21 protein-coding genes and 1 tRNA gene are annotated in these 21,341 nt (G+C 44.3%); 8 read left to right on the top strand and 14 right to left on the bottom strand.

The genetic code is table 11. The annotated features are described in order from the left end of the window. Positions 1 to 130: 130 nt before the first annotated feature. Together HNQ56_RS21525 and HNQ56_RS21520 are read right to left on the bottom strand one after the other, a co-directional pair. Positions 131 to 421: a hypothetical protein gene (locus tag HNQ56_RS21525; protein WP_429150315.1), complete on the bottom strand. Its 291-nt coding sequence runs from the start codon at positions 419 to 421 to the stop codon at positions 131 to 133. 24 nt (positions 422 to 445) lie between these two features. Next, on the bottom strand, positions 446 to 646 hold the full coding sequence (locus tag HNQ56_RS21520) for a helix-turn-helix domain-containing protein (protein WP_429150314.1): 201 nt from the start codon (positions 644 to 646) through the stop codon (positions 446 to 448). A gap of 149 nt (positions 647 to 795) precedes the next feature. Here HNQ56_RS21520 and HNQ56_RS21515 point away from each other — a divergent pair, with 149 nt between their 5' ends. Both HNQ56_RS21515 and HNQ56_RS21510 read left to right on the top strand, forming a co-directional pair. Next, complete coding sequence (locus HNQ56_RS21515) at positions 796 to 1,203, top strand: helix-turn-helix domain-containing protein (RefSeq protein WP_429150312.1); 408 nt, start codon at positions 796 to 798, stop codon at positions 1,201 to 1,203. A 479-nt stretch (positions 1,204 to 1,682) separates the two neighbouring features. Continuing rightward, complete coding sequence (locus tag HNQ56_RS21510) at positions 1,683 to 2,894, top strand: site-specific integrase (protein ID WP_429150310.1); 1,212 nt, start codon at positions 1,683 to 1,685, stop codon at positions 2,892 to 2,894. 107 nt (positions 2,895 to 3,001) lie between these two features. Here HNQ56_RS21510 and HNQ56_RS21505 read toward each other — a convergent pair. Then, positions 3,002 to 3,074: transfer RNA gene (locus HNQ56_RS21505), tRNA-Thr, on the bottom strand. A 235-nt stretch (positions 3,075 to 3,309) separates the two neighbouring features. Here HNQ56_RS21505 and HNQ56_RS21500 point away from each other — a divergent pair. The 4 genes from HNQ56_RS21500 to HNQ56_RS21485 all read left to right on the top strand — a co-directional run bounded on the left by HNQ56_RS21500 (position 3,310) and on the right by HNQ56_RS21485 (position 6,808). Then, entirely contained in the window at positions 3,310 to 3,975 is a 666-nt protein-coding gene (locus HNQ56_RS21500; RefSeq protein WP_429150308.1) for a response regulator transcription factor, read from the top strand. A gap of 149 nt (positions 3,976 to 4,124) precedes the next feature. Further along, positions 4,125 to 5,039: an ATP-binding cassette domain-containing protein gene (locus HNQ56_RS21495; protein WP_429150306.1), complete on the top strand. Its 915-nt coding sequence runs from the start codon at positions 4,125 to 4,127 to the stop codon at positions 5,037 to 5,039. Next, positions 5,032 to 5,859 carry an ABC-2 transporter permease gene (locus tag HNQ56_RS21490; RefSeq protein WP_429150304.1) on the top strand — a complete coding sequence of 276 codons (828 nt, stop codon included), beginning with the start codon at positions 5,032 to 5,034 and terminating at the stop codon, positions 5,857 to 5,859. The genes HNQ56_RS21495 and HNQ56_RS21490 overlap by 8 nt, the downstream gene beginning before the upstream one ends. 25 nt (positions 5,860 to 5,884) lie before the next feature. Further along, the gene (locus HNQ56_RS21485; RefSeq protein WP_429150303.1) at positions 5,885 to 6,808 is read left to right on the top strand and encodes a sensor histidine kinase; all 924 of its coding nucleotides are present in this window, start codon (positions 5,885 to 5,887) and stop codon (positions 6,806 to 6,808) included. A gap of 66 nt (positions 6,809 to 6,874) precedes the next feature. Here HNQ56_RS21485 and HNQ56_RS21480 read toward each other — a convergent pair whose 3' ends face one another. Continuing rightward, positions 6,875 to 7,909 carry a TraX family protein gene (locus HNQ56_RS21480; protein ID WP_429150301.1) on the bottom strand — a complete coding sequence of 345 codons (1,035 nt, stop codon included), beginning with the start codon at positions 7,907 to 7,909 and terminating at the stop codon, positions 6,875 to 6,877. A gap of 229 nt (positions 7,910 to 8,138) precedes the next feature. Then, positions 8,139 to 8,942 carry an aldo/keto reductase gene (locus tag HNQ56_RS21475; RefSeq protein WP_429150299.1) on the bottom strand — a complete coding sequence of 268 codons (804 nt, stop codon included), beginning with the start codon at positions 8,940 to 8,942 and terminating at the stop codon, positions 8,139 to 8,141. A 191-nt stretch (positions 8,943 to 9,133) separates the two neighbouring features. Between HNQ56_RS21475 and HNQ56_RS21470 the strand changes: the two genes are divergently transcribed. Together HNQ56_RS21470 and HNQ56_RS21465 are read left to right on the top strand one after the other, a co-directional pair. Next, positions 9,134 to 9,535 (top strand): MerR family transcriptional regulator, encoded by a 402-nt coding sequence (locus HNQ56_RS21470; RefSeq protein ID WP_429150297.1) that lies wholly within the window; start codon positions 9,134 to 9,136, stop codon positions 9,533 to 9,535. 78 nt (positions 9,536 to 9,613) lie between these two features. After that, entirely contained in the window at positions 9,614 to 11,908 is a 2,295-nt protein-coding gene (locus tag HNQ56_RS21465; protein WP_429150295.1) for a leucine-rich repeat domain-containing protein, read from the top strand. A 145-nt stretch (positions 11,909 to 12,053) separates the two neighbouring features. Here HNQ56_RS21465 and HNQ56_RS21460 read toward each other — a convergent pair whose 3' ends face one another. The 9 genes from HNQ56_RS21460 to HNQ56_RS21420 form a co-directional block, all read right to left on the bottom strand. After that, on the bottom strand, positions 12,054 to 12,416 hold the full coding sequence (locus tag HNQ56_RS21460) for a hypothetical protein (RefSeq protein ID WP_429150293.1): 363 nt from the start codon (positions 12,414 to 12,416) through the stop codon (positions 12,054 to 12,056). Between the two features lie 127 nt (positions 12,417 to 12,543). Continuing rightward, positions 12,544 to 12,756, bottom strand: a complete 213-nt coding sequence (locus HNQ56_RS21455) for a hypothetical protein (RefSeq protein ID WP_429150291.1) — start codon at positions 12,754 to 12,756, stop codon at positions 12,544 to 12,546. 127 nt (positions 12,757 to 12,883) lie between these two features. Then, the gene (locus tag HNQ56_RS21450; RefSeq protein ID WP_429150289.1) at positions 12,884 to 13,339 is read right to left on the bottom strand and encodes a GNAT family N-acetyltransferase; all 456 of its coding nucleotides are present in this window, start codon (positions 13,337 to 13,339) and stop codon (positions 12,884 to 12,886) included. A 170-nt stretch (positions 13,340 to 13,509) separates the two neighbouring features. Beyond that, positions 13,510 to 14,568 (bottom strand): alpha/beta hydrolase family protein, encoded by a 1,059-nt coding sequence (locus HNQ56_RS21445; RefSeq protein ID WP_429150287.1) that lies wholly within the window; start codon positions 14,566 to 14,568, stop codon positions 13,510 to 13,512. A gap of 45 nt (positions 14,569 to 14,613) precedes the next feature. Beyond that, entirely contained in the window at positions 14,614 to 15,120 is a 507-nt protein-coding gene (locus tag HNQ56_RS21440) for an NUDIX hydrolase (protein ID WP_429150285.1), read from the bottom strand. Positions 15,121 to 15,303: 183 nt separating this feature from the next. After that, positions 15,304 to 17,505: a DEAD/DEAH box helicase gene (locus HNQ56_RS21435; RefSeq protein WP_429150283.1), complete on the bottom strand. Its 2,202-nt coding sequence runs from the start codon at positions 17,503 to 17,505 to the stop codon at positions 15,304 to 15,306. 2 nt (positions 17,506 to 17,507) lie between these two features. Beyond that, positions 17,508 to 18,824, bottom strand: coding sequence for an ATP-binding protein (locus tag HNQ56_RS21430; protein WP_429150281.1), 1,317 nt, complete (start codon positions 18,822 to 18,824; stop codon positions 17,508 to 17,510). A gap of 2 nt (positions 18,825 to 18,826) precedes the next feature. Then, positions 18,827 to 20,635, bottom strand: coding sequence for a TerB N-terminal domain-containing protein (locus HNQ56_RS21425; RefSeq protein WP_429150279.1), 1,809 nt, complete (start codon positions 20,633 to 20,635; stop codon positions 18,827 to 18,829). Positions 20,636 to 20,679: 44 nt separating this feature from the next. Then, on the bottom strand, positions 20,680 to 21,240 hold the full coding sequence (locus tag HNQ56_RS21420; protein WP_429150277.1) for an XRE family transcriptional regulator: 561 nt from the start codon (positions 21,238 to 21,240) through the stop codon (positions 20,680 to 20,682). Between the last annotated feature and the right edge of the window lie 101 nt (positions 21,241 to 21,341).

The raw sequence follows: 21,341 nt of genomic DNA, 5'->3' as shown, positions 1-21,341 counted from the left end.
CCGGGTGAAAGTTAAATTACACACACAATAGTTATTTCAGTGTTTGTCTTACATTAGATAATACTTTATACCCCTTCATGTCTTTATTATCTAAAATTCCATAAGCCTATTAGATTACAATTCGTAAATCCTATTTGCGAGATAATCTTTCTGCTATTTGTTTTCTTTCCTCTTCCGTGTACTCCCTTTTTACTCTTTTGGAACGGAAAGATACGAATCCAGCCGGACAAGAATATGTTCTTCCTATGACTTCGCCATTACCTAACTTTGAAACCTTCTCTAACTTCCATTCTGTGTCCTGTAATTCAACTAGTTTGTTTAATTTCGTCATCATTGTGGTATCAGAGGTATAAATTATTGCCCTTTCATCTTCACGGCTAAAATTTATACATGTTTCCTGCTCTTCAATCATTACTGACATATTGACTCCTTTCTAATCCTCAACTTAGTTCTCGATCAGCTCGGTTACATCGACACCAAGAGCAGCAGCTAATTTACCAAGTGTATCCGGTTGAACAGATGTTACTTTACCATTCTTAATACAAGAAATAGTAACACGCCCTATCCCTGATTTTTTCGCTAGAGAATTAACAGTAAAGCTTCCTCTCGCCATTGCAATCAAGAACTTATTCTTTTCAATATTCATTATTGACCTCCTTATATTGATTTATGTATTCATATTCGAATACCATGTATGTATTATAGTATTCTATTTTGAATACGTCAAGACATTTTTAAATAATATTTGCATTTTTGAATACATTATGATACATTATAACCAGGAGGTAAAAACACATGGGAATTAATGAATATATACAGATAGGAAATAAAATAAAAAGAGCCAGGGTAGAAAAAGGATATACACAAAAAGATGTTGCAGACAAATTAAATATTCCTAAATCCACTTATGCGAATTATGAGAATAATCACAGAGAACCCAATATGGATACTCTTGAAGCAATAGCAGGTGTTCTTGGTGTTACTATTGATTATCTTATAGGGTGGGACAGCAATAGACCATTAAAGGATAATTTGAATAATTCCCCGATTGCCGCTAAGTTAGTAGGGGAAACCATCAAAAAAAATATAGATGGCAAGATATTTCAAATCAGCTATAATACAGAAGATTTCACACCAGAGGAGCTGCTTAAAATAATGGAATTTGCTGAGTTTATAAAAACACAACGAGATAAAAGAAAGTAAAAACTATTTAAATTCATTGACAACCTAATATTCTTAATCAGACAGCCGGTGGGGCGCTGCCTTCCGTCCTGAGTCTTGCAGGAAGGGGGTTGGTGCCAATGTATATTACATACAGTGATCTATTCACCTTTGTAATCATGCTTGTAGCTATAATAACCCTTGTCAGAAATGACAAGCAAAAAAAATAGCGCCCCCACTCTGGTAAAGTAAGGCGCTATTTTGCAAATTATTTTCACCAGGACGGATAGGTTCGAGCTATCCTCCGGCTGTCTTGTTAAGTATATTATACACTGCGAGTATGCGCAATGTCAATGTTTTTAAGAGCAAAAAACCGCCCCGGCTGCAACCAGGACGGCTTTCATAAACGATACTATAAACCCATAAGGCTTATATGATGCATCTAATACAAAGTCATTATACCATAAGCCTTAATCAAGTGCATCACAAAACTGATGTTCTACAGAAAGGAAGATGATACAATGGCAAGTAAAACCCCCAGGAAGGACAAAGACGGTAATATCACTTCGTACCAGATCGAAGTATATCGGGGCCGGGATCCGGAAGGTAAGAAGCTTAAGCCTTACAGCATGACCTGGCAGATCCCCGAAGGCTGGAAGTCTGAGAACAAGATTAAAAAGGAGCTTGACCGGGTAGCAGCTCAGTTTGAGATTGATTGCAAGGCCGGAGCTGTTCCACTGGACAAGAAAACATTCAAGGAATACAGTGATTATGTCATGGAGCTGAAAGAACGTGATAAGAAACACCGGACCGTTCACAGGTACAGGCAGCTCCTGGAACGTATCAATGAAGAATTTGGACATATGAAGCTTACGGATATCACGGGTGCGCATCTGAACCGGTTCTATATGAAGTTGGGCAAGCCTGGGGCTAACAAAAAGACCGGGGAACCCCTTTCTCCTGAAACTATTCTCTATCATCACCGGGTTATTCATATGGTATTTGCTCAGGCCGTGAAGGAACATATCTTCATGTACAATATAGCCGACACAGCCACCCCTCCAAAGGTAGACAAGCACGAAGCCGAATTCTTTGAATTGGAAGAAGTTCTTGCTATCCGGGATGCTCTCCTGCAGCAACCTTTAAAATGGCAGTCTATCACAGATCTGCTGATTGATACGGGCGCCCGCCGGGGTGAAGTCCTTGGGCTGCACTGGGAAGATGTCGATTTCAAGAATAATAAGATCGATATTCATGGCAATCTGCAATATACACCAGATCGGGGAATATATCTGGAGGAGTCCACCAAGACTAATGAAGACCGGACTGTTACCATTGCACCGGAGATCATGCGAATCCTTGCCGCCCATCGAAAGGAGCAGCTGCAGTATAAATTACAGTGTGGTGATTACTGGATAGAAACCGGCTTCTGTTTCACCCAGGATAACGGAACTGCAATTCATCCAGATTCCCTTAATAAGTGGCTCCGAGAATTCACAAAGAAATATAAGCTTCCCCATATCCATCCACATAAGTTCAGGCACACCCAGGCAAGCCTATTATATTACTCTGGAGAAGATCCCATCACCATATCAAAACGGCTCGGCCATAAGAAGGTAAGCACTACACAAAACATTTACGGCCACCGTCTCAAAGGCGCCGATGAGCGAGCTTCCGATAAAATAGCTTCTCTCCTTTACCGGAATAACAGCTCAAATCTTGAAGCCAAATGACCGTTTTAATAAATTGTCCGTTATTTGTCCGTTGAATGATACTTCAACCTCATATTTCACAAAATACAAAAGCCTTACAATCCTTGAATTGTAAGGCTTTCCATAACAGCTCCCCAAGGGACTCGAACCCTCGACCTACGCATTACGAATGCGTTGCTCTACCAACTGAGCTAGGGAAGCATATAACACATATCGTCTATTATCCTTGAAACAGACTACTCACCTATTCTATTATAAAGATTGAAAAATATCAAGACCTTTTTTATTCTTCTTCATAAATTTCTTTTTTATTTTTTGATCAGTTTCCTGAATAAACAAGCGAAACTATTTTAAAAGATCCCTAACAAATGTTGATATCTGTCTCCGCACGTAGTATATTAGCTATAAACCACAAAGACAAAGGCGAGGTATCCATATGAAAACAATTGCCATCATTGACGATGATGTCTATATAGGAAATATGCTGGAAGAGGTTCTGCAAAAAGAAGGCTATTCTACTCTTCGGGCTTATTCCGGCACAGAAGCGCTGTACCTGCTGACGCAGAACAGACCGGACCTGATTCTTCTTGATCTGATGCTGCCCGGGCTCTCCGGGGAGGAGCTGCTGCCTCAGCTTCAGGGTATCCCGGTTATTGTCATCAGCGCAAAATTCGATGTACAGAATAAGATCAATCTGCTCCTGGGAGGTGCTGCTGATTATATGACAAAGCCCTTTGACACAGGAGAACTTCTGGCCCGTATCTCCGTACAGCTGCGCAGCGCTGCTGCATCCGGCCAAGCCAACGCACTATCCTGCGGAGATCTGACTCTGTATACCTCTACCCGTGAAGCAGGGGTGCAGAACCGCTTTATTAAGCTTACCCGGACTGAGTATGCCATTTTAAAATTATTAATTCAGAATCCAAATCAGGTCATGACCAAATCTGCTCTCCTTGATTTGATCAGTGAGGACACCCCGGATTGCACCGAGTCCTCGTTGAAGATCCACATCAGCAACCTGCGGAAGAAATTACGGGACATTGGCGGCAGGGACTATATCGAGGCCGTATGGGGAATCGGCTTTAAATTGAATCCGGAATAAATCTTTACCATTTCTTAACCCTTTTCTTTACCGGTTTCTTAACTCTTTGATGTTAGCCTATGGTTGTTAAGGAATTTATCTTATTCCCGGACAACGGGCGGTTCCCCTTTACGGACTGCTCTTATGTATAAGAAAAGGAGGCAACAAAAATGGAATATGTTTTAACAACAAATGCCCTGACCAAACAGTACGGTCATTTCAAGGCATTAAACCAGTTTTCCATGCATGTTCCGAAAGGCGCTATCTACGGCTTCATCGGTAAGAACGGTGCGGGAAAGACGACTCTGATCCGGCTCATCAGCGGACTCCAGATACCAACTGCCGGGGAATACTCCCTCTACGGCAGGAAAAATACTGAAAAAGATATTATAAAGGCCCGCAGACGCATGGGTGCGGTGGTGGAGACCCCTTCTATTTATCTCAATATGACCGCTGCAGACAATCTGAAAGAGCAGTACCGGGTCCTGGGTATCCCTTCGTTTGACGGGATTCCCGAGTTACTTAAGCTGGTGGATCTGGAAGGTACCGGCAAGAAGAAGGCAAAGGATTTTTCTCTCGGTATGCGCCAGCGCCTGGGCATTGCCATCGCCCTTGCCGGAGATCCCGACTTTCTGGTGCTGGATGAGCCGAATAACGGGCTTGATCCCCAGGGTATTATCGAAATGCGTGAGCTGATTTTGAAGCTCAATCGGGAACAGCAGATCACCGTGCTCATTTCCAGCCATATTCTGGACGAACTGTCCCGCCTTGCCACGCACTACGGTTTTATCGACTGCGGCCAGATGATCAAGGAGATCAGCGCAAAAGATCTGGATGCGGTATGCAGAAAATGTATCCGGCTGGAGGTTACCGATGTTAAGGCTCTGATTCAGGTGTTGGACCGCATGGGGCTGGAATATAACATTCTCTCCGGCACTGAGGCAGATGTTTTTGCCCAGCTGAATATTTCCCAGCTTGTTCTGTCCCTTGCAAAGGTAGACTGTGAAATTATTTCCGTACAGGAACACAACGAAGACCTGGAGGGCTATTATGTCAATCTTATGGGAGGTATACAGCATGAATAAATTACTGTCAGCCCATTTTTCCCGTCTGATAAAGGCAAAGTCCTTCTGGTTTGGGATAATTGTTATGTCCGCGCTCATTGCCAACGTTATACTCCAGCAAACCGTTTACGAACCGAACAGTATGGATGTTGTACTTTTTGGGTATGCGATTCCCATCGGCTTTCTTACCGCTGTTTTTTGCAGCCTGTTTCTTGGCACAGAATATAGCGATGGAACGCTCCGCAACAAACTGGTAGTCGGGCATACGAGAAATGCCATCTATCTCTCCCATTTGATTGTCTGTACCGCCGCTGCTTTGCTGATGTCACTGGCTGGTGTCATTACAACGCTTATTATCGGCCTTCCGCTTTTAGGTCCCATACAAATGGACGGCATAACTATCCTTATATTATTTCTGGACAGCATAATGATGATTGCAGCATTTTCTGCCATCTTCACCCAGATTGGTATGTTGATTTCCAATAAAGCAATCACGGCAATTGTCAGCATGATCTGCATTGTTTCATTGATCTTATTGGCTGTCATTATTAACTCCAGACTGCAGGAGCCGGAGACATTCAGTAATTACCTTATGTTAGAGACCTTTGACGGTACAACAAAGGTAACTCCGGGTGCGGCTGAGCCCAATCCCCTTTTTCTTCGGGGTATCAAACGGGCAGTTTACGAGTTTTTCTATGATTTTCTTCCTACCGGTCAGAGCTTCCAGATTTCCAACCGCTCTGCGGAGCACCTGTGGCAGATGCCGCTGTACTCCCTGGTTATCACCATTGTAACATCCTTGTCCGGTTTATTTTTCTTTCGGAGAAAGGATCTGAAGTAATACGTTGAAGGAAGGAGGGGGTCCCATGTTCTGGCTGGGTATCTTATGCGGGGTTCTTATGATTATCATCCTGCTTTTACTATGTAAAATCATATCGCTTCACGGGGCTGCCCGCGAAATCTGTGCGGATTTTACCCTTAAGCTGGAGCAGGATACCAATACCTTGATTTCCCTGTCGTCCCGTGACCCCTATATGCGCAGGCTGGCATTGGAACTCAATATCCAGCTTCGATTTCTGCGGCTGGAACGCCGCCGCTTTCAGCAAGGCGATCTGGAGCTAAAAGAAGCCGTTACGAATATTGCCCATGATCTGCGGACACCCCTGACTGCCATCTGCGGCTATCTGGATTTATTAGAACGGGGAGAAACAACGGCAGACGGCCAGCACCTATCCTATGTTTCGTCAGAGGCCGCAAAGCGGTACCTTTCCATGATCAAAAACCGTTCGGAAATGCTGAAGCAGCTTACGGAAGAACTCTTCCGATACTCCGTTATCATCTCCACCAAGGATGAGACAAGGGAATTGCTGTCCTTAAACCGTGTTCTGGAAGACAGCCTGGCCTCCTATTATGGAGCCTTGACCGGGAGACAGATTATACCGGTCATCTCCATTCCCAAACAGGAGGTGACCCGGACTCTGAACCACGCTGCCCTATCCCGTATTCTGGGGAACGTCCTCAGCAATTCGCTGAAATACAGTGATGGCGATCTCCGTGTCACATTACTGGAAAATGGAACAATGATCTTCACCAATACGGCTGAAAATCTGACTCCTGTTATGGTAGGCCGGCTTTTTGACCGGTTCTATACAGTAGAAACCGCTGTAAATTCCACCGGTCTCGGCCTGTCTATCGCAAAGCTTCTGACGGAACGTATGGGCGGTTCCATCACCGCGGATTATAAGGATAAAAAGATATCCATTACCTTACATTTTCCAGCGGATAGCTGACTGCTTCCAAAGCGGTGCCTTGTATAATAGAACAGCCCCAGCGTTTAAGACGCCGGGGCTGTTCTATTATACAAGCTTCATAATTCGGCAGATCAGATATAAAATCAACAGGTGCGCCGGGTAGAACACATAGAATACATACTTCATCCTCCACCCTCTCGTACCATTATACATTGCAGCGGGAATCAAAGCTAAGAATGCCGTTGCTTCTATGATGCTCATGACTGTCAGCGTTATGCAGGCTCCCAGAACTGCCTTGACATTACTCCTGCGCAGCCAATATACCACTGCAATAGTCAGCACTCCAAAGGCGGAATAATCCGTTTTCAGATACTGAGCCAAGGCCATCCCGGCAATCAGAATCAGTAAATCGGCATATAAAATACCCGCCTTCTGCCTTGTTCCTTTTTTGCCTATGATCCAGTAAACCAGCAGAGCCAAAAGGGATGTTACAATTCCCATGGTAATATAAGCTCCGGTCTCCAGCCGGATATACGATCCTAATTGCGCCGTGCTGAGAACTACGCTGACAAACTGAACGATGAAATAAAAACCATAGGCGATCATGCAGCCTGCCGCAATGGCACCTCCTACCGCCAGCAGCGGCAGCCATTTCTTATCCGCCAGTCTCTCTCTGACCAGCTCAAATCCTATCATGGCTAACAGACCGATCAATAAAGTAAAATATACATTTTGATAAGAAAACTCCAGCAGCTTACCTTTAAGGGCCAGATCAAAAGGGATCTCCGATACCAGGGCAAAGATGCCCAGCCTTATGGCATAGTTCCATTTATTGCGTGTATATTTAAAGCCCTCCACCAACAGGAAACAGAAAATGGGGAATGCAATTCTGCCGATCAATCTCATTATGAGATTGGCAGTATAAATTCCGGCATTATCTATCAAAAAATTCATGGACGCCTGGATATCCGTCCCATTAAGACTCTCCGTACCTCTGATCTGCAGTATCCGATCCAGAATCGTCGCCGCCGTATGATCGATCAGCATTACGATAATTGCTATCAGCTTCAGGGTGCTCCCCGGAATGCCCTTCCTTACTTTCTTTGGTGCTTCCATCATTGTCATAGCAGAATTGTCCATTGTATATCCCCCTAATATTATTGATAAAAGAGTCACAAGGTGCTTGTAACACGTTCAACATGTTATCTTTTTAACATATTAATACATTTTATTGGGGATAGCAATACATTTGTTAAAAAACGCCGCCTGAATATTAAAGCTCAACCGGTCATCCCCAGCTAAACTATAAAACCCAGACGGCATGATCTTTCTTTTTCAGAAAACCCGCTCTATCTCTGACCGTTTATTTCTATATTCGGTCCAGCTCCTTCATATCCTCTGCACTGATCTTAAATTCCACCTGCGCATTTGACAGAATGCGTTCCTCCTTGGTTGACTTAGGGATTACGACCATCTCCTTCTCCAGGCAATAACGGATGCAAAGCTGTGCAGGGGTCACCTTATATTTCTCTGCCATTCTTACAATTGCTTCGTTGTTAATAATCCGGCCCGTCGCCAGAGGAGAATATGCGGTAATCAGGATATCGTGCTTCTGGCAGTAATCAACCACCTCTTCCTGGCGGTCACCGATATGAAAACGAATCTGATTCACCATGGGTACATGCTTGCACATGGCAAGAAGCGGCTCCATATGCTTCGGTTCAAAGTTGGAAATACCGATTGCCTTCACCCTGCCGCTGTCATAGATTTCTTCAAAGGCTTTCCAGCTGCTGATGTTGCCTTCGGTGCAATCCAGTCCGATTTTATCCCAAGGCCAGGGAGCATGAATCAAATACAGATCAATATAATCCATGTCCAATGCCGCCAGGGATTTCTCAAAGCATTCAAGGGCAATTTCATAGCCCTTGAACTGAGCCGGAAGCTTTGTCGTAACAAAGATCTCCTCCCTGGGAATCCCGGAAGCCTTAATGGCTCTGCCCACACTAGCTTCATTGCCGTAAGCCATTGCCGTATCAATATGCCTGTAACCGTGCTTCAAAGCCCAAAGCACTGATTGATATGCTTCCTCTCCTTCCGGTATCTGCCAGGTTCCAAGCCCCAGCTTCGGCATTTTAATTCCATTTCTCAATGTAAAAGTATCCTGTAATATCATAGAACACATCCTCCTTTTCTATGTTAAGATCAACTCATTGACAATATTTATTATAACTGTTAAAGTTTACTTTAAGTCAATAGTTTTATACAAAGTTTTTGTAAAATGAAAAAGTAAAATTCGTCATTCCCTATTTTAGCCTTGCACAAAAAATTTATTCAAAAATTCAGTATTTCAGGAGGTTTCATGCTATGACTTATTCTATCCAACAGGTAGCGAAAAAACTTAACCTAACACCTTCCGCCCTCCGTTATTACGATAAAGAAGGGCTGCTTCCTACTCTTAAGCGGACCAGTTCCGGTATCCGGTCTTTCAGCGAAACAGAGCTTGAATGGCTGGGTTTAATTTGTTGCCTGAAAAACAGCGGAATGCCAATTCAGGATATCAAGCATTTTATGGAGCTATGTTTAAAGGGTGAGTCCACCTGCGAAGAGCGCAGGGAGGTGCTTGAGAAGCACCGTGCCTCTATCTTAAAGCAGATGGAACTTCTTCAAAACAGTCTCTGCATTGTCGATTATAAAATCCAGCATTACAGGGAGATCGGGATATTTCATATTGATAAGGAAGGCGATAGCATCTTAAGGAAAAATTAACTTGTGTGACCATACTTTATGGAATAGAATATGGATATAGCACAAGACTGCTACCATGTGTATAATTGGAGGTGTATTATGAGTATTCGATTAAAAAAGATGGCCGGTATTCTGTTTTTCCTATGCCTGTGTCTATTGGCTGCAAGACCGGCAAAAGCGGCCTCAAATGATTTTCTAATCAAAGACGGCGTACTTGTGGCCTATACGGGATCCGACAAAACAGTAACTGTTCCCGAACGGGTTACCACCATTGGCAAGCGTGCCTTTTTCGACAATGGCACGGTAAAGACCATTCAGCTTCCTGCCGGGGTTACCGTGATTGAAGAAGAGGCTTTTGCCAATTGCGGCTCTTTACAGAAGATAAACCTGCCTGAGGGAGTAAAGCGGCTTCCCTTCCGGGCATTCCTCAACTGCTATTCTCTGAAAAGCATTACCCTGCCGGAAAAATTGACCTATATAGGGGAGGGTGCCTTTTCCAATTGTCAGAAGCTGACTGCTATCACCCTGCCCCGTTCGGTGAAATTCATCAGTATCGAGGCCTTCCGTTGGTGCTATTCCTTAAAAACCGTCACTATCCCAAAGGACAGCAAGCTTTATTATATTGCCACAAGAGCCTTCGAGGGATGCGGAGCCTTAACTTCAATTACTCTTCCGGAAGGGTTTCAGCACCTGAGCAAGCAGGCCTTCCGCAGTTGCTATAAGCTTAAGAAGATCAACATTCCTAACGGTGTAACCACCATATTCGAGGAGACCTTCTCTAACTGCGGCAGTCTGACCTCAATTACTCTTCCTGATACGGTAACTGAGATTGGTTCTTACGCCTTTTCCTATTGCGATAAGCTGACCACACTGAGGCTTCCCGGCAAACTTACCGCAATCCCCTACGGGATGCTTATGGGATGCCGCAAGCTGACCTCCGTTAATATTCCGGATAGCGTTGACCGAATTGGTGCCTATGCATTCTACGGCTGCAGCTCATTAAAGAGCATCTCTCTCCCGAAGCAGCTGGAGACAATCGCTGAGGGTACCCTGGCTCAATGCTCCTCGCTTAAATCCATTACAATACCGGCTTCTGTCACCTACATCGGAAATGAAGCCTTCCAGGATTGTTCTGCAGTCACCTCCATCACTTTACCGGAACAGCTCCAGTATCTTGGTGATGGTGTTTTCCAGAATTGTAAGCAGCTGACCTCCATGGAGATTCCGAAAGGGATTACACGGCTCGGTTCCCGCTTGTTCAGCCATTGTCTCAAGCTGCAGAAGGTGACCCTGCCCAGCACGGTGGTAAGCATCGGAAACGCTGCCTTTTTGCATTGTACCACTCTGGCTGACATCAGTTTCCCCACAAGCCTGCAAACCATTGGCAGTGAGGCTTTCAGCCAATGCCACCAGCTAGAGAAGCTCTCGCTGCCGGAAGGGATCACCCTGATTGGTCAGGCTGCGTTCAGCGAATGCGTTAATTTAAGGGAAATCACACTCCCCCCTGGGCTTATCCATTTGCCGGACTTTCTGCTGAACGGTTGTACTTCATTAACTGCAATAACAATTCCGGATTCTATAAAAACCATTGGTGATTACGCTCTCGGTACTTGCCGCTCACTGACACAGGTTACAGTGCCGGATGGAGTATTCAGCATGGGGAACAATGTGTTCAGGGGTTGCGCCGCTCTTACGGATATCACCTTGCCCAAGTCCCTTCAATCCCTGGGCAGCGGGTCATTTATCGGAACGAAATGGGTTCAGAACCAGGAATTCGACCATATGGTGATCACAAACAATGGCTTCCTTGTAAAATATACGGGTACGGCATCGGAGCTTACGCTTCCTTCCAATGTCAGAGCTCTTGTTACTTCGATCTTTAAGGATAACAACACGCTGACCAAGGTAGTGCTTCCGGACAGCATCACAACGATCCCGGTCAAGGCATTTTACAACTGTAAGAGCCTCCGGGAGGTTCAGCTTCCTGCAAAGCTGCAGATCATTAAGAGCTCCGCTTTCAGCGACTGCGCAAACCTGAGACAGATAGACTTCCCCGGCACCCTTACAACAATTGAAAAATATGCATTTTCCTATTCCGGACTTTCTACCCTGCGTCTGCCCAATAGCCTCACCACACTGGAACCTTACTCCTTCAACAGCTGTGAGTCTTTGGAAGAAGTCTGGCTTTCGGACAGTCTGACAGAAGTAAAGAACTATACCTTTGCCTGGGGACCGGTGTTAAACAGAATTCATATTCCGGATTCCCTGCAAAAGATTGAGGACAAAGCGTTCTATAACTGGAATAATGCAAGCGGACAGATTATTTATTGCAGCCCTGGTTCCGCAGCCCATGAATTTGCACTTGCCAATCAACTTCCCTTTGAGTTTGAATAGCTGAACAAGGAAAAGCCATATGCATATCAATACAAAAACTCCCTCGATTTTCAAGGGAGTTTTTGTATTGGTTTCATTAGTGTATTAGTCTTGATGCCATTATTTCTCCGATCTGAATGGATGCTCTTGGATTCATTTACCTCATTCACCTTCGAACAACAATATCAAATTTTCCTCTGACTTGATCGCTGTCAACACGAAGCTTATAACTCCCTGCCTCTATAGAAAAAGTCTCCTTCTGTGAACAGTCTGTATCAAATGTATATAGGACCTCATTGTTTTCGTTCTGCAATGTAATCAGCGCGTCTCCTTCGTAAATAGATGATTTTACATGGATGGTTATTTCCTCTTTTTCATCAAGTCCGAATCCAATGCTGCTGGCAACCATTTCTGTTTTCTTTACATCTCTATGCATCTCAGCCAGCACGGCGCTTGCACTCCATATATAATAGAAAAGGGCTCCCGCAATTAATACTCCGATTATACTAACTAATTTTATTTTTCTCATCCGCACACTCCTCCTATTCTATCTCGCTTAGAAATATATCAACAAGGATTTAAAAACTTATCCCCTGCTCTCTAACCGCGCTTTCCCAATACTTCTCGGCGATGAACGGCCAAACAGCTTCTCCGGTTTACTTCCTGCACAGCTCCATCGCTCTTGACAGAACATCTGCAGTTACATCTTTTCCTGTTTTTATAACTTCTTTCACCAATACAACCCACATTGGCGCGATTTTACTGAGACCGCTGGTCTCATATGCATCTAACAGGTCCTGCCTTTCATAATCCAGCTGGAAATATTCTTCGCTCCACTCATTTTCTGTTCCATGGAGGATGGCAAGCATTTTTCCAATGCCAAGTAGTTGCTATGTATATCACTTAAAACTGCTATCTCCATTTTCTCTCCTGTTTACCGGACTTTCATTTCAATAATATGCTCAAACCCATATATGTCAATCAAACGAATTATTATCATAGCTTTAATATCATTCCTTTTTTCCCTTCATGGAATCCATATTTCTCATAAAGAGGTCTTCCCACGTCAGTTTCCTGCAGCAAAAAGACATGATATTCTTTAAGCATAGCTGCTTTGATTAATTTATCTAAGATAATCGATGCAATGCCCTGGCGCCTGTATTTCTCATTTACGAATATACTCGTAATGTAAGCGTTTTTTCCCCATGGATTGAAAGAGGAAGGAACGGAATTATAATAGAAAATAATACCGGTGCCAACAACGGATGAATTAGCCTCCGCCAATACAATATCGCATTGATTTTCCTTGAAGCCCTGTTCAAAATAGCTGTATAAATTACTTTTTATAAACTCGTAGCTCTCATCCGCAGGTGTCCTATGGATAAAATCCAATCTGCTTTCAACCAGAAAATCTATATCATCAATCGTTGCATTTCTATATGTGATCTGCATTGGGTTTTCCCTCCACTAAATATTGTTACCAATAGTATATAAATTGGAAGCGGACCGCTGCTGTAAGGGAGCCTGCCTCTTTTTTCATCCTATAAATTCTTTTCTTCATGAATGTCATAAGCTTTCATTTACTGCGAATCATCCAAAATACAGATAGAGCCGTAAAACCCTTACCGGGCAGCGTTATCATAAAGCGTCACAATGCTGTCCATAAGCTCCTGATCCAGATCAAACAGTGATTTCTTATCAAGATGATCCTTAAAATAGGCTGTCTTTAATTCAGCAGTCAGTTCTTCCTTTAATGAATTATTATATTCATCAAAGGCTTTATTGAATTCATTCCGATAGCTATGCGATGCAGCAGAATAATAAACATAATTATGTCCTCTGTCATCATATTTCACAAAATGAAACCTGGGGTTATTGTTATAAGGCTCGTAAAAGAGATTGAAGCTTAGCTCCTGGGAAATCATCTCATCATCTGCGCTATGTATTATCATCACTTCGGTATCCGTATTTTCAAAGCCTTCGATACAGCTATAGGAAGCATATTTTCCAAATTTGATTTTCTCATATAAGGTAAGGAAGGGCATAAGAGCGTCGATCCCATCACCGGCGATCCTTTTTCCTTCTTCATAAATGATGTCCATAGACTTATTAAAACCAGCAACCATAACTACGGCTTTTACCTCGGGATGAAGATTGAGCACACTGCCAACGGAATACCCTCCCCAGCTATGCCCAAACAACATAATGGGTAAGTCCTTAAAGTCTGGCGTTTCCTTTACAAACCGCAGCGCATAATCCAAGTCAATTAATCCCTGGGGTATTCCTCTTACCGCATCGCCTTCACTTTCATCATTTCCCGTTGCGTCATAGGCAAATACAAGATATCCCCTTGATGTGAACAGGTCAGCTACATCCAGGTAGGAGTTATGTCCTCCTCCGCCCAGACCGTGCGCTATCACCACAAGCCCCTTCACATTCTCTAAATCCCTGTAATATTTATAACCAACCAATGTCTGCCCTTGCTTTGACTTGAAGGTATATCTTTGCGAGCTTAGTCCCTCAAATTCCTCCATGCTTCGTGACATTGGTGCATAGGAAGTATAGCGGCTGCCAAAGTTATCCTCATATATCATTGCCGCAAGACCAAACGGAACAACGAACAGCAATGCAATCAAGACAACACCGAGAATGATAATAATTTTTCGTTTTTTTCTACTCATCTGTTTTATTCTCCCCTATAAAGATTAAAGTACCCTATTTACTTACTAGTCAATGATAACATTACCATTAAAATTTTTCCAGTCTTTTAAATATCTCTTGTCAAACTCATTGATATTTTCCGGTAAATTATCCTTCGAAAAGAATTTATGCTTATGTGCCTCTTCCGTATTATGCAAAATAGTACCGTCATAGCTGGAGGTTATGAAAATGATACTGGTGACGCAGCAAATATCATCATTGGGGTATTCAATAACCCGGTCTTCACCGGAATAAATGCCGAAGAGTTTTAAATCCTTTACTTTTATTCCGGCCTCTTCATAAGCTTCTCTTGAAATCGTCTCTACGAATTTTTCACCAATTTCCATTCCCCCTCCAATCAAGCCCCATTTCAAATTATCTTTTCTTTGTTGTAAGAGGATTTCGCCTTTTTCATTTTCAATTATCACACCTACCGCCGAGCAGCATAATGGCGCATGCCCTACTGATTTTCTCATTTCTTTGATATAGTTACCCTTATACTGCTGAAGTAATTTTACATTCTCTTCTTTCATTGTCCTCCTCCAAAGCCCTCAGTTCGAACTAAATCTGGTATTATTTTTAATAAATATAACGAATATAACATATCATCCTAATGAAACAATTACCTTGCACTTTCTGTTATGAAAATGCAAGGCTGTAAGTTGTACGGTATAAATAGTCTTAAATTCAAATCGGTAGGTATGGAAATCGCTTAATTACAATAACGCATTTTTCAGTCCTTCAAAATCAAGATAATCTTCAATGAATTGCTTACGAAGGAGCCCCAGCGGAACGAACTCGTTATACTTCCCGTCGATCTGCACCTTGTCGGGCAGGGGCAGGTCATAAAGGTTCAAATCACTACGGAGAATATCGTAGATAATTTTCTCCAGCTCCTCTTTTGTCCCATCGAAAAGTACCTCAAGATAGACACAGGTGATCCAGGGAAGCTTACTCTTTATTTTTCTGTGGCGCAAAGCGTAGTTCAAGGTCATTAATTGTCTTGTTCCCACCCAGGGGAAGATAGCGTATTTTCTATCGGACAACGGAGTCACCAGATTGTCCAGTATGCCGCTGTTGCGTGCTATATATTGAATTTCGGCTAATCTGTCCTGACAGCGGGCGCTTAAATACGGATAAGTATTGCTCTCTTTCAGAACACTGCATATTTTACGGACAAGAACCGTATGAAGCTCGGCGTTAAAGTCCACATTCCAATCCACAACCGATACACCCGGAACCTTTTTCACAAAGATAACCTTCGATTTTTCATTTACATCCACTGTCTCCCATGCTATGCCCGCCAGCGCAAAACGGGTGCCCACGGGGTAGACCTTATCCACCGTGCCGATGGTGCGGTTTTCATCCTTTACCAGGAGATATTCCGGGGCAAGAAATACGGTCAGGAATTTATGGCTGTTTACGATCTTCTCCCCTTCGCGCCCGATGATCAGCCCGCCATGCTCGGTACGCTGCAGCTGGTCCATGTCAAGCATATGGGAGAGCAGCCATTTATAATCCTCCTGGGGGATGTTTCGAAAGCACCCCAGCGAAAGAACCGACTGGGCAAGGCCCGCGGGGGACATCTCACCGTTGCTTTTCAAGCAGCTCATGGTCTGGTGATACAAAAGATTATACGCATGATTCTGAGGCGGAATCGGCTCCATCCAGTGATCCTTTAAATAAAGCTCAATGATCCCAATGGTTCGGATGAACTCCCAATTAATCGGTCCCAGTATATCGGCGGAATTGATTCTTATACTCTCCACAAAGGTAAAAAGCAGCTGGGGAACCTGTCCCCGACGGCCGCACCGGCCCAAACGCTGGGCGAAGCTGGAGACATTCAGCGGCGCCCCAACCTGAACGGCCTGGTCAAGAGAACCTATGTCAATACCCAGCTCCAGGGTAACGGTGGCTCCGGTCACAATCTTTTCGTCGGCGGATTTCATCTCATCCTCCGTACTTTCCCGCAGAAGAGCCGAAACATTACCGTGGTGGACCCGATATACATCCGGTGCTTTGTTTTTTAAGGCTATTTCCCGTAAATGAGCCATGACAAACTCTGTCTCTTCCCGGCTGTTGGTGAAGATGATCGTCTTTTTATCCAGGGTCTGTTTAAAGAGATATTCATAATGCTCGCGGTCGCCCATGTCTCCTGAATTGACATTCGTAATATTACCGCTCCCATCCCTGGTGACAAGATCACGTTCCTCAGCGTAATTTACAAAGCGTTCGATATGAAGCCTGACACGCTTCTTTCCTTCTTCTACGATTGGTGCGGCACACTGACGGCCGGTTCCGGTATTCAGCCATCTTTGAGCCTGGGAAACATCTCCCAGCGTGGCGGACAAACCAATCCTCCGGGGATTTACATTGGTCAGCTGCTTCAGCCGCTCAAGAACACAGAGCAGCTGCAAGCCCCGGACATCCCGCATGAAGTGATGCACCTCATCGATGATGACATACCGCAGATCGGAGAACATCGACAGGCAGGCGCCGCGTTTATTGGTAATCAGGCTTTCCAATGACTCCGGTGTGATTTGCAGCAAGCCTTCCGGATTTTTAATCAGCTTGTTCTTCTGGGTCTGGGAAGCGTCCCCGTGCCATTTTGTCACCGGGATGTTGGAATCCAGAAGCATCTGCTCCAGCCGCTTAAACTGGTCATTGATCAGCGCCTTTAGGGGTGATATATACATAACTCCCACCGAGCCTGACGGCTTATTGTACAGCTCGGTAAGCACCGGCAGAAAGGCCGCTTCCGTCTTGCCGGAAGCAGTCCCGGAGGACAGGAGCAGATTGTCGTCGCTGTCAAAGATGACCTCGCAGGCGGCGACCTGGTTGCCTCGTAATTCTTCCCACTTGTTTTGATAAATAAATTCTTGAATAAAGGGCGCAAGCCTGTTAAATGCATCCATCATCTTTATACCTCAAATTCCTGGAATTCGCTGTGAATGTCCTCATCGGACAGTCCGCCTTTGGCCATGGTAAAGCTGTTGTTGCCTAAAATCTCAGAAACACTCTTCTGCGGATTCTGGTGCAGGATGTTAATCAACTCGATAAAGTCCCGGATAATCTCTCTGGGAGTAATGTGGGTCTCAGCGCCTACGCGGTTATATTCCACCGTTAAGAAATAGACCAAATCGTCGTGGGACAGGGTAGGCGTGTAATTATAAAGCTGGGCATGGATGTTCAAAAGCTTCTCTACAAGGACATACATCTCCTCCTGTGACAGCATCTGCAGGCGGATGATGGGAGCGGAAAGGTCCTTGATATCAGCGGTAGCGAAGTGCCCCTCCGCCAGCCGTGAGCGTAACGCTTCATAGCTGAATACACCCTTATACTTATCTTCGATGCATTGAGGCGTTCCGCCCATGAGGAAACCGATATGGCTGGCTTTTCCCTGCAATACATCATTATACATGGTGAGGATTTTCTCGTAGTTGTTGGCTCTGGTGATAGAATTCGGTATTTTGAAGATATTGACCAGCTCGTCGATAACGACCAGCATCCCTTTATATCCGGCTCCCACCAGGAACGCGGCAAATATCTTCAGGAAGTCATACCAGGTCTCATCGTTGACAATGAAATTGATTCCCAAATCGTCCTTTGCTTCCTTCCGGGAGGGATATTCCCCTCGGAACCACTTCAGTACATTTGACTTCATCGCCGCGTCGTCCTGCTTGTAAGCCTTCCAGTAAATGACCACAGCCTTGGCAAATTCAAATCCATTGACCATTCCTTCCAGTGAGCTTGCCACTGCGTAAATTTGTCTTTCCACCAGATCGTCAAATTCCTCTTCGCCCACACCGGACTGAGCCTTGACAGCTGCCTGAATACCGGATATCCATTTCTCCAGGATCAACGGAAGCGCACCCCCGTCCGGTTTTGATTTTGTGGAGAGATTCTGAATCAGCTCCTTATAGGTAGCCAATCCCTGGCCCTTGGTGCCGGCAAACCGGCGTTCCGGTGAAAGGTCGGCATCCACCACCACAAAGCCCTTCGCCGTGGCATAATTTCGGATGGTCTGGAGCAGGAAGCTCTTCCCGCTGCCATATTTACCGACAATGAAGCGGAAGGATGCGCCGCCCTCCTCAATCATTTCAATATCATGAAGTATGGCGGCTATCTCCTGAGTCCGGCCTACTGTGATGTATTCCAGGCCGACTCTGGGCACTACTCCGCCCTTCAGGGCGTTGATCAGGATGTTCGCTATTCTGTTCGGTACTTGACTTGCCATACTCATTTTATCAATTCCTTTACTTGTTCTTTATAGTCATTGTATAGAGAGAATTCCTCATCTAAAAGGCTGTCGCCAATGAGGTCCATCGCCTTTTCGTTAATGCCGTCAACAAGAACCTCCTGCATGATGCCGCATTCGTCCGCATATTTCTTTAACTCCATCCCACCGTTCAGGACTACAGATAAGGCTCCGATTTCAACTTTAGTTAGTATATTTTTCAAGCCCTCCCATGCATCGTATACAGGAGTTGAGTTTGTTTCATGCGGTAACTTGGAAGTTGGTTCCGTTTCAAGCGGTCCCCAAGGAGTTGACTCCGTTTCAAGCGGCCGCATAGAGGGCATGTCCTGCATCGCCATATGAAATAAATCAAGCTGCTCCTGAACGGGAATAAACGGCTTTTCCTGCTCCGGCACGATCAGCTTTTCCTGTATAGCCAGAGCTTCCTGTTTAATCCGGAACAATGCTTCAAGATCCACTGTTACGACTGTTTTGGTCGCTTCTTTGTAGAACTCAGCGACTGCACTGTTTATGATTGTTTCAAGGGACAAGCCTTTTTCCTTTAATTTATCCACAGCTTTATTCGTGACCGTCTTAATATTTGCCGAAAGCTTAAACTTAAATTTCGTAACCTTTCTTAAAGCAACTTCCATCTGCTTCATAATATATCCGATCAATTGCCTTCCGCTTTCGGACGTGATAGCCGTATTGAAAGCCCATTTATTATTACTGCATAGATATATTTCATTTTCCGCCAGCACGATGCGCCTGTCCGCCTGCTTCATCCATTGATGAAATACAGCATCCTTGAAGGGCTTCCATTCAGACATTTTCTTAGTAGGCTGAAATACCGCGTCATCAAAACGGATGCCGTTCTCTTCAAATACCTGCCTGAGCTTATTGGTTACGAAACTGAAACAATCCTTGATCAGCTTCCCATTATCATCCGCAAAGAAATTCGACTTCCTTATATCATATTTTGATATCGTGCAGAACAAGTCAAAATTGTCATCGATATCCGTCATTTTCGGATAATGCTCGGTAAGATTATTTGCATCAATAAATTCCTTAAAGGAATGCGGAAGCTCGTAGTAAATATGGTAATCCTTCAGCCACCTCAGCACGTATTTGTCCATCGCCTTATTATAATCACGGAAGGCCCTCCAGAAAGCCATCAGCTGATTAAGGCCGTCCTGCGGGCCGCTCACTCCGATGTTGCCCAGCAGTTCGTAAATATAAAGAAATGCATATGATATGGATATCTCGGCGACATTTCCTTTTCTGACCTCTGTGCGCCAGGTAAAATAGATCCGAAGCTGATCGTAGCCCATCATCTGATAGGTTGGGAAGTATTGCGAAAACGGCGCATTTCCGGAGTAATCATCCGAAAAATCCTTCATAAACATCCCTTGTTTATAAAAGATAATCGCATTATCATGTTGAACCCGCCGATCAAAAAACCTTGTATAGTCATAGTTGGAACGGTACGCTCTTGCAATCTCCCTCATCTGATTAAAGAGTTCCCGTTTTTCATCCTTTTTAGGCTCCTCTATTTTTTGAGGCTCTGCTGCTCTTCGAAACTCTTCTATTTTTTGAGGTTCTTCTTTTTTCTGCGGCTTCAAAACAAATTTACCAACGCCCGGCATAGGGCCGGAATCGTATTCAATCTCATAAAACAAGCCTTCATCAAAGGAAATTGCTTCGCCGGCTTTAGCCTGAGGCAGTCCCTTTGCACCCCCGCTGCCTTGAACCTGCTGCCGTCCGGGGATTTTAAATGACTCGTATTTTTTATCTGTATTAAATCCGTCCATAATCTCCCCCCAAGAAGCTGTTCATAACATGATAATTATATTGACTATCCGACAACCTTTCCAAGTACTTTGAAACTGTCATGAGACTGAATTGGAATGGAGTCATACCTCGGATTCAAGGAAATCAGACACCCCTTCCCTAACTTTTTTAAATAAGTCTCATTGTTCAGGCAGAAGATGCCAATCTCTCCTTCATCCAGAACAGGCTGCCCATGGATAAAGATAATCTGCTGATCTACAAAGCGGGGCATCATACTGTCTCCGCTCACTCTTACCGCATAATCAGCCAGCATGGGGACTGTACTGTCAACCTCAATCATTCCGTAAGACCCCTCATCCAGATAATTGCCGAGACCTGCTGAGACCGGTATGTCATACAGACGTAAGAGCCTTTTGCCGGCGAAGGTCTGCCGTATATCCGCCACCCGGCAGATATCGCAAATAGCCAGGAATGCCTCAATCGTAGGTCTTGATACTCCGGTCTCCCACTTACTGATGGTATATGTTTTTACGTCAAACCCTTTTTCCTTCAAGAGCTCAACCAGCTGTGCACGCGATATGTTTGCGTTCTCTCGAACTTCCAATAATTTTTTACCCAAGTTCATGTCGAACACCTCCCATATCATTATACATTATTTTTTGTTAAAAACAACCTTAAAATCGCAGTTTCTGCAATAAGAAGGCTATCGAAATGCAGAATATACAT

The sequence above is a fragment of the Anaerotaenia torta genome, from assembly GCF_050433395.1.
Classification (GTDB): Bacteria; Bacillota; Clostridia; order Lachnospirales; family Lachnospiraceae; genus Mobilitalea; species Mobilitalea torta.
This window is presented reverse-complemented; position numbering and strand designations above follow the sequence as displayed.

Coding starts and splice junctions, on each gene's coding strand:
- HNQ56_RS21440 (WP_429150285.1), bottom strand. CDS start 15,120: ATGAAAGAAGAGAATGTAAAATTACTTCAGCAGTATAAGGGTAACTAT.
- HNQ56_RS21450 (WP_429150289.1), bottom strand. CDS start 13,339: ATGCAGATCACATATAGAAATGCAACGATTGATGATATAGATTTTCTG.
- HNQ56_RS21515 (WP_429150312.1), top strand. CDS start 796: ATGGGAATTAATGAATATATACAGATAGGAAATAAAATAAAAAGAGCC.
- HNQ56_RS21480 (WP_429150301.1), bottom strand. CDS start 7,909: ATGGACAATTCTGCTATGACAATGATGGAAGCACCAAAGAAAGTAAGG.
- HNQ56_RS21430 (WP_429150281.1), bottom strand. CDS start 18,824: ATGGCAAGTCAAGTACCGAACAGAATAGCGAACATCCTGATCAACGCC.
- HNQ56_RS21420 (WP_429150277.1), bottom strand. CDS start 21,240: ATGAACTTGGGTAAAAAATTATTGGAAGTTCGAGAGAACGCAAACATA.
- HNQ56_RS21470 (WP_429150297.1), top strand. CDS start 9,134: ATGACTTATTCTATCCAACAGGTAGCGAAAAAACTTAACCTAACACCT.
- HNQ56_RS21460 (WP_429150293.1), bottom strand. CDS start 12,416: ATGAGAAAAATAAAATTAGTTAGTATAATCGGAGTATTAATTGCGGGA.
- HNQ56_RS21510 (WP_429150310.1), top strand. CDS start 1,683: ATGGCAAGTAAAACCCCCAGGAAGGACAAAGACGGTAATATCACTTCG.
- HNQ56_RS21475 (WP_429150299.1), bottom strand. CDS start 8,942: ATGATATTACAGGATACTTTTACATTGAGAAATGGAATTAAAATGCCG.
- HNQ56_RS21445 (WP_429150287.1), bottom strand. CDS start 14,568: ATGAGTAGAAAAAAACGAAAAATTATTATCATTCTCGGTGTTGTCTTG.
- HNQ56_RS21485 (WP_429150303.1), top strand. CDS start 5,885: ATGTTCTGGCTGGGTATCTTATGCGGGGTTCTTATGATTATCATCCTG.
- HNQ56_RS21455 (WP_429150291.1), bottom strand. CDS start 12,756: ATGCTTGCCATCCTCCATGGAACAGAAAATGAGTGGAGCGAAGAATAT.
- HNQ56_RS21425 (WP_429150279.1), bottom strand. CDS start 20,635: ATGGACGGATTTAATACAGATAAAAAATACGAGTCATTTAAAATCCCC.
- HNQ56_RS21490 (WP_429150304.1), top strand. CDS start 5,032: ATGAATAAATTACTGTCAGCCCATTTTTCCCGTCTGATAAAGGCAAAG.
- HNQ56_RS21520 (WP_429150314.1), bottom strand. CDS start 646: ATGAATATTGAAAAGAATAAGTTCTTGATTGCAATGGCGAGAGGAAGC.
- HNQ56_RS21525 (WP_429150315.1), bottom strand. CDS start 421: ATGTCAGTAATGATTGAAGAGCAGGAAACATGTATAAATTTTAGCCGT.
- HNQ56_RS21435 (WP_429150283.1), bottom strand. CDS start 17,505: ATGATGGATGCATTTAACAGGCTTGCGCCCTTTATTCAAGAATTTATT.
- HNQ56_RS21500 (WP_429150308.1), top strand. CDS start 3,310: ATGAAAACAATTGCCATCATTGACGATGATGTCTATATAGGAAATATG.
- HNQ56_RS21465 (WP_429150295.1), top strand. CDS start 9,614: ATGAGTATTCGATTAAAAAAGATGGCCGGTATTCTGTTTTTCCTATGC.
- HNQ56_RS21495 (WP_429150306.1), top strand. CDS start 4,125: ATGGAATATGTTTTAACAACAAATGCCCTGACCAAACAGTACGGTCAT.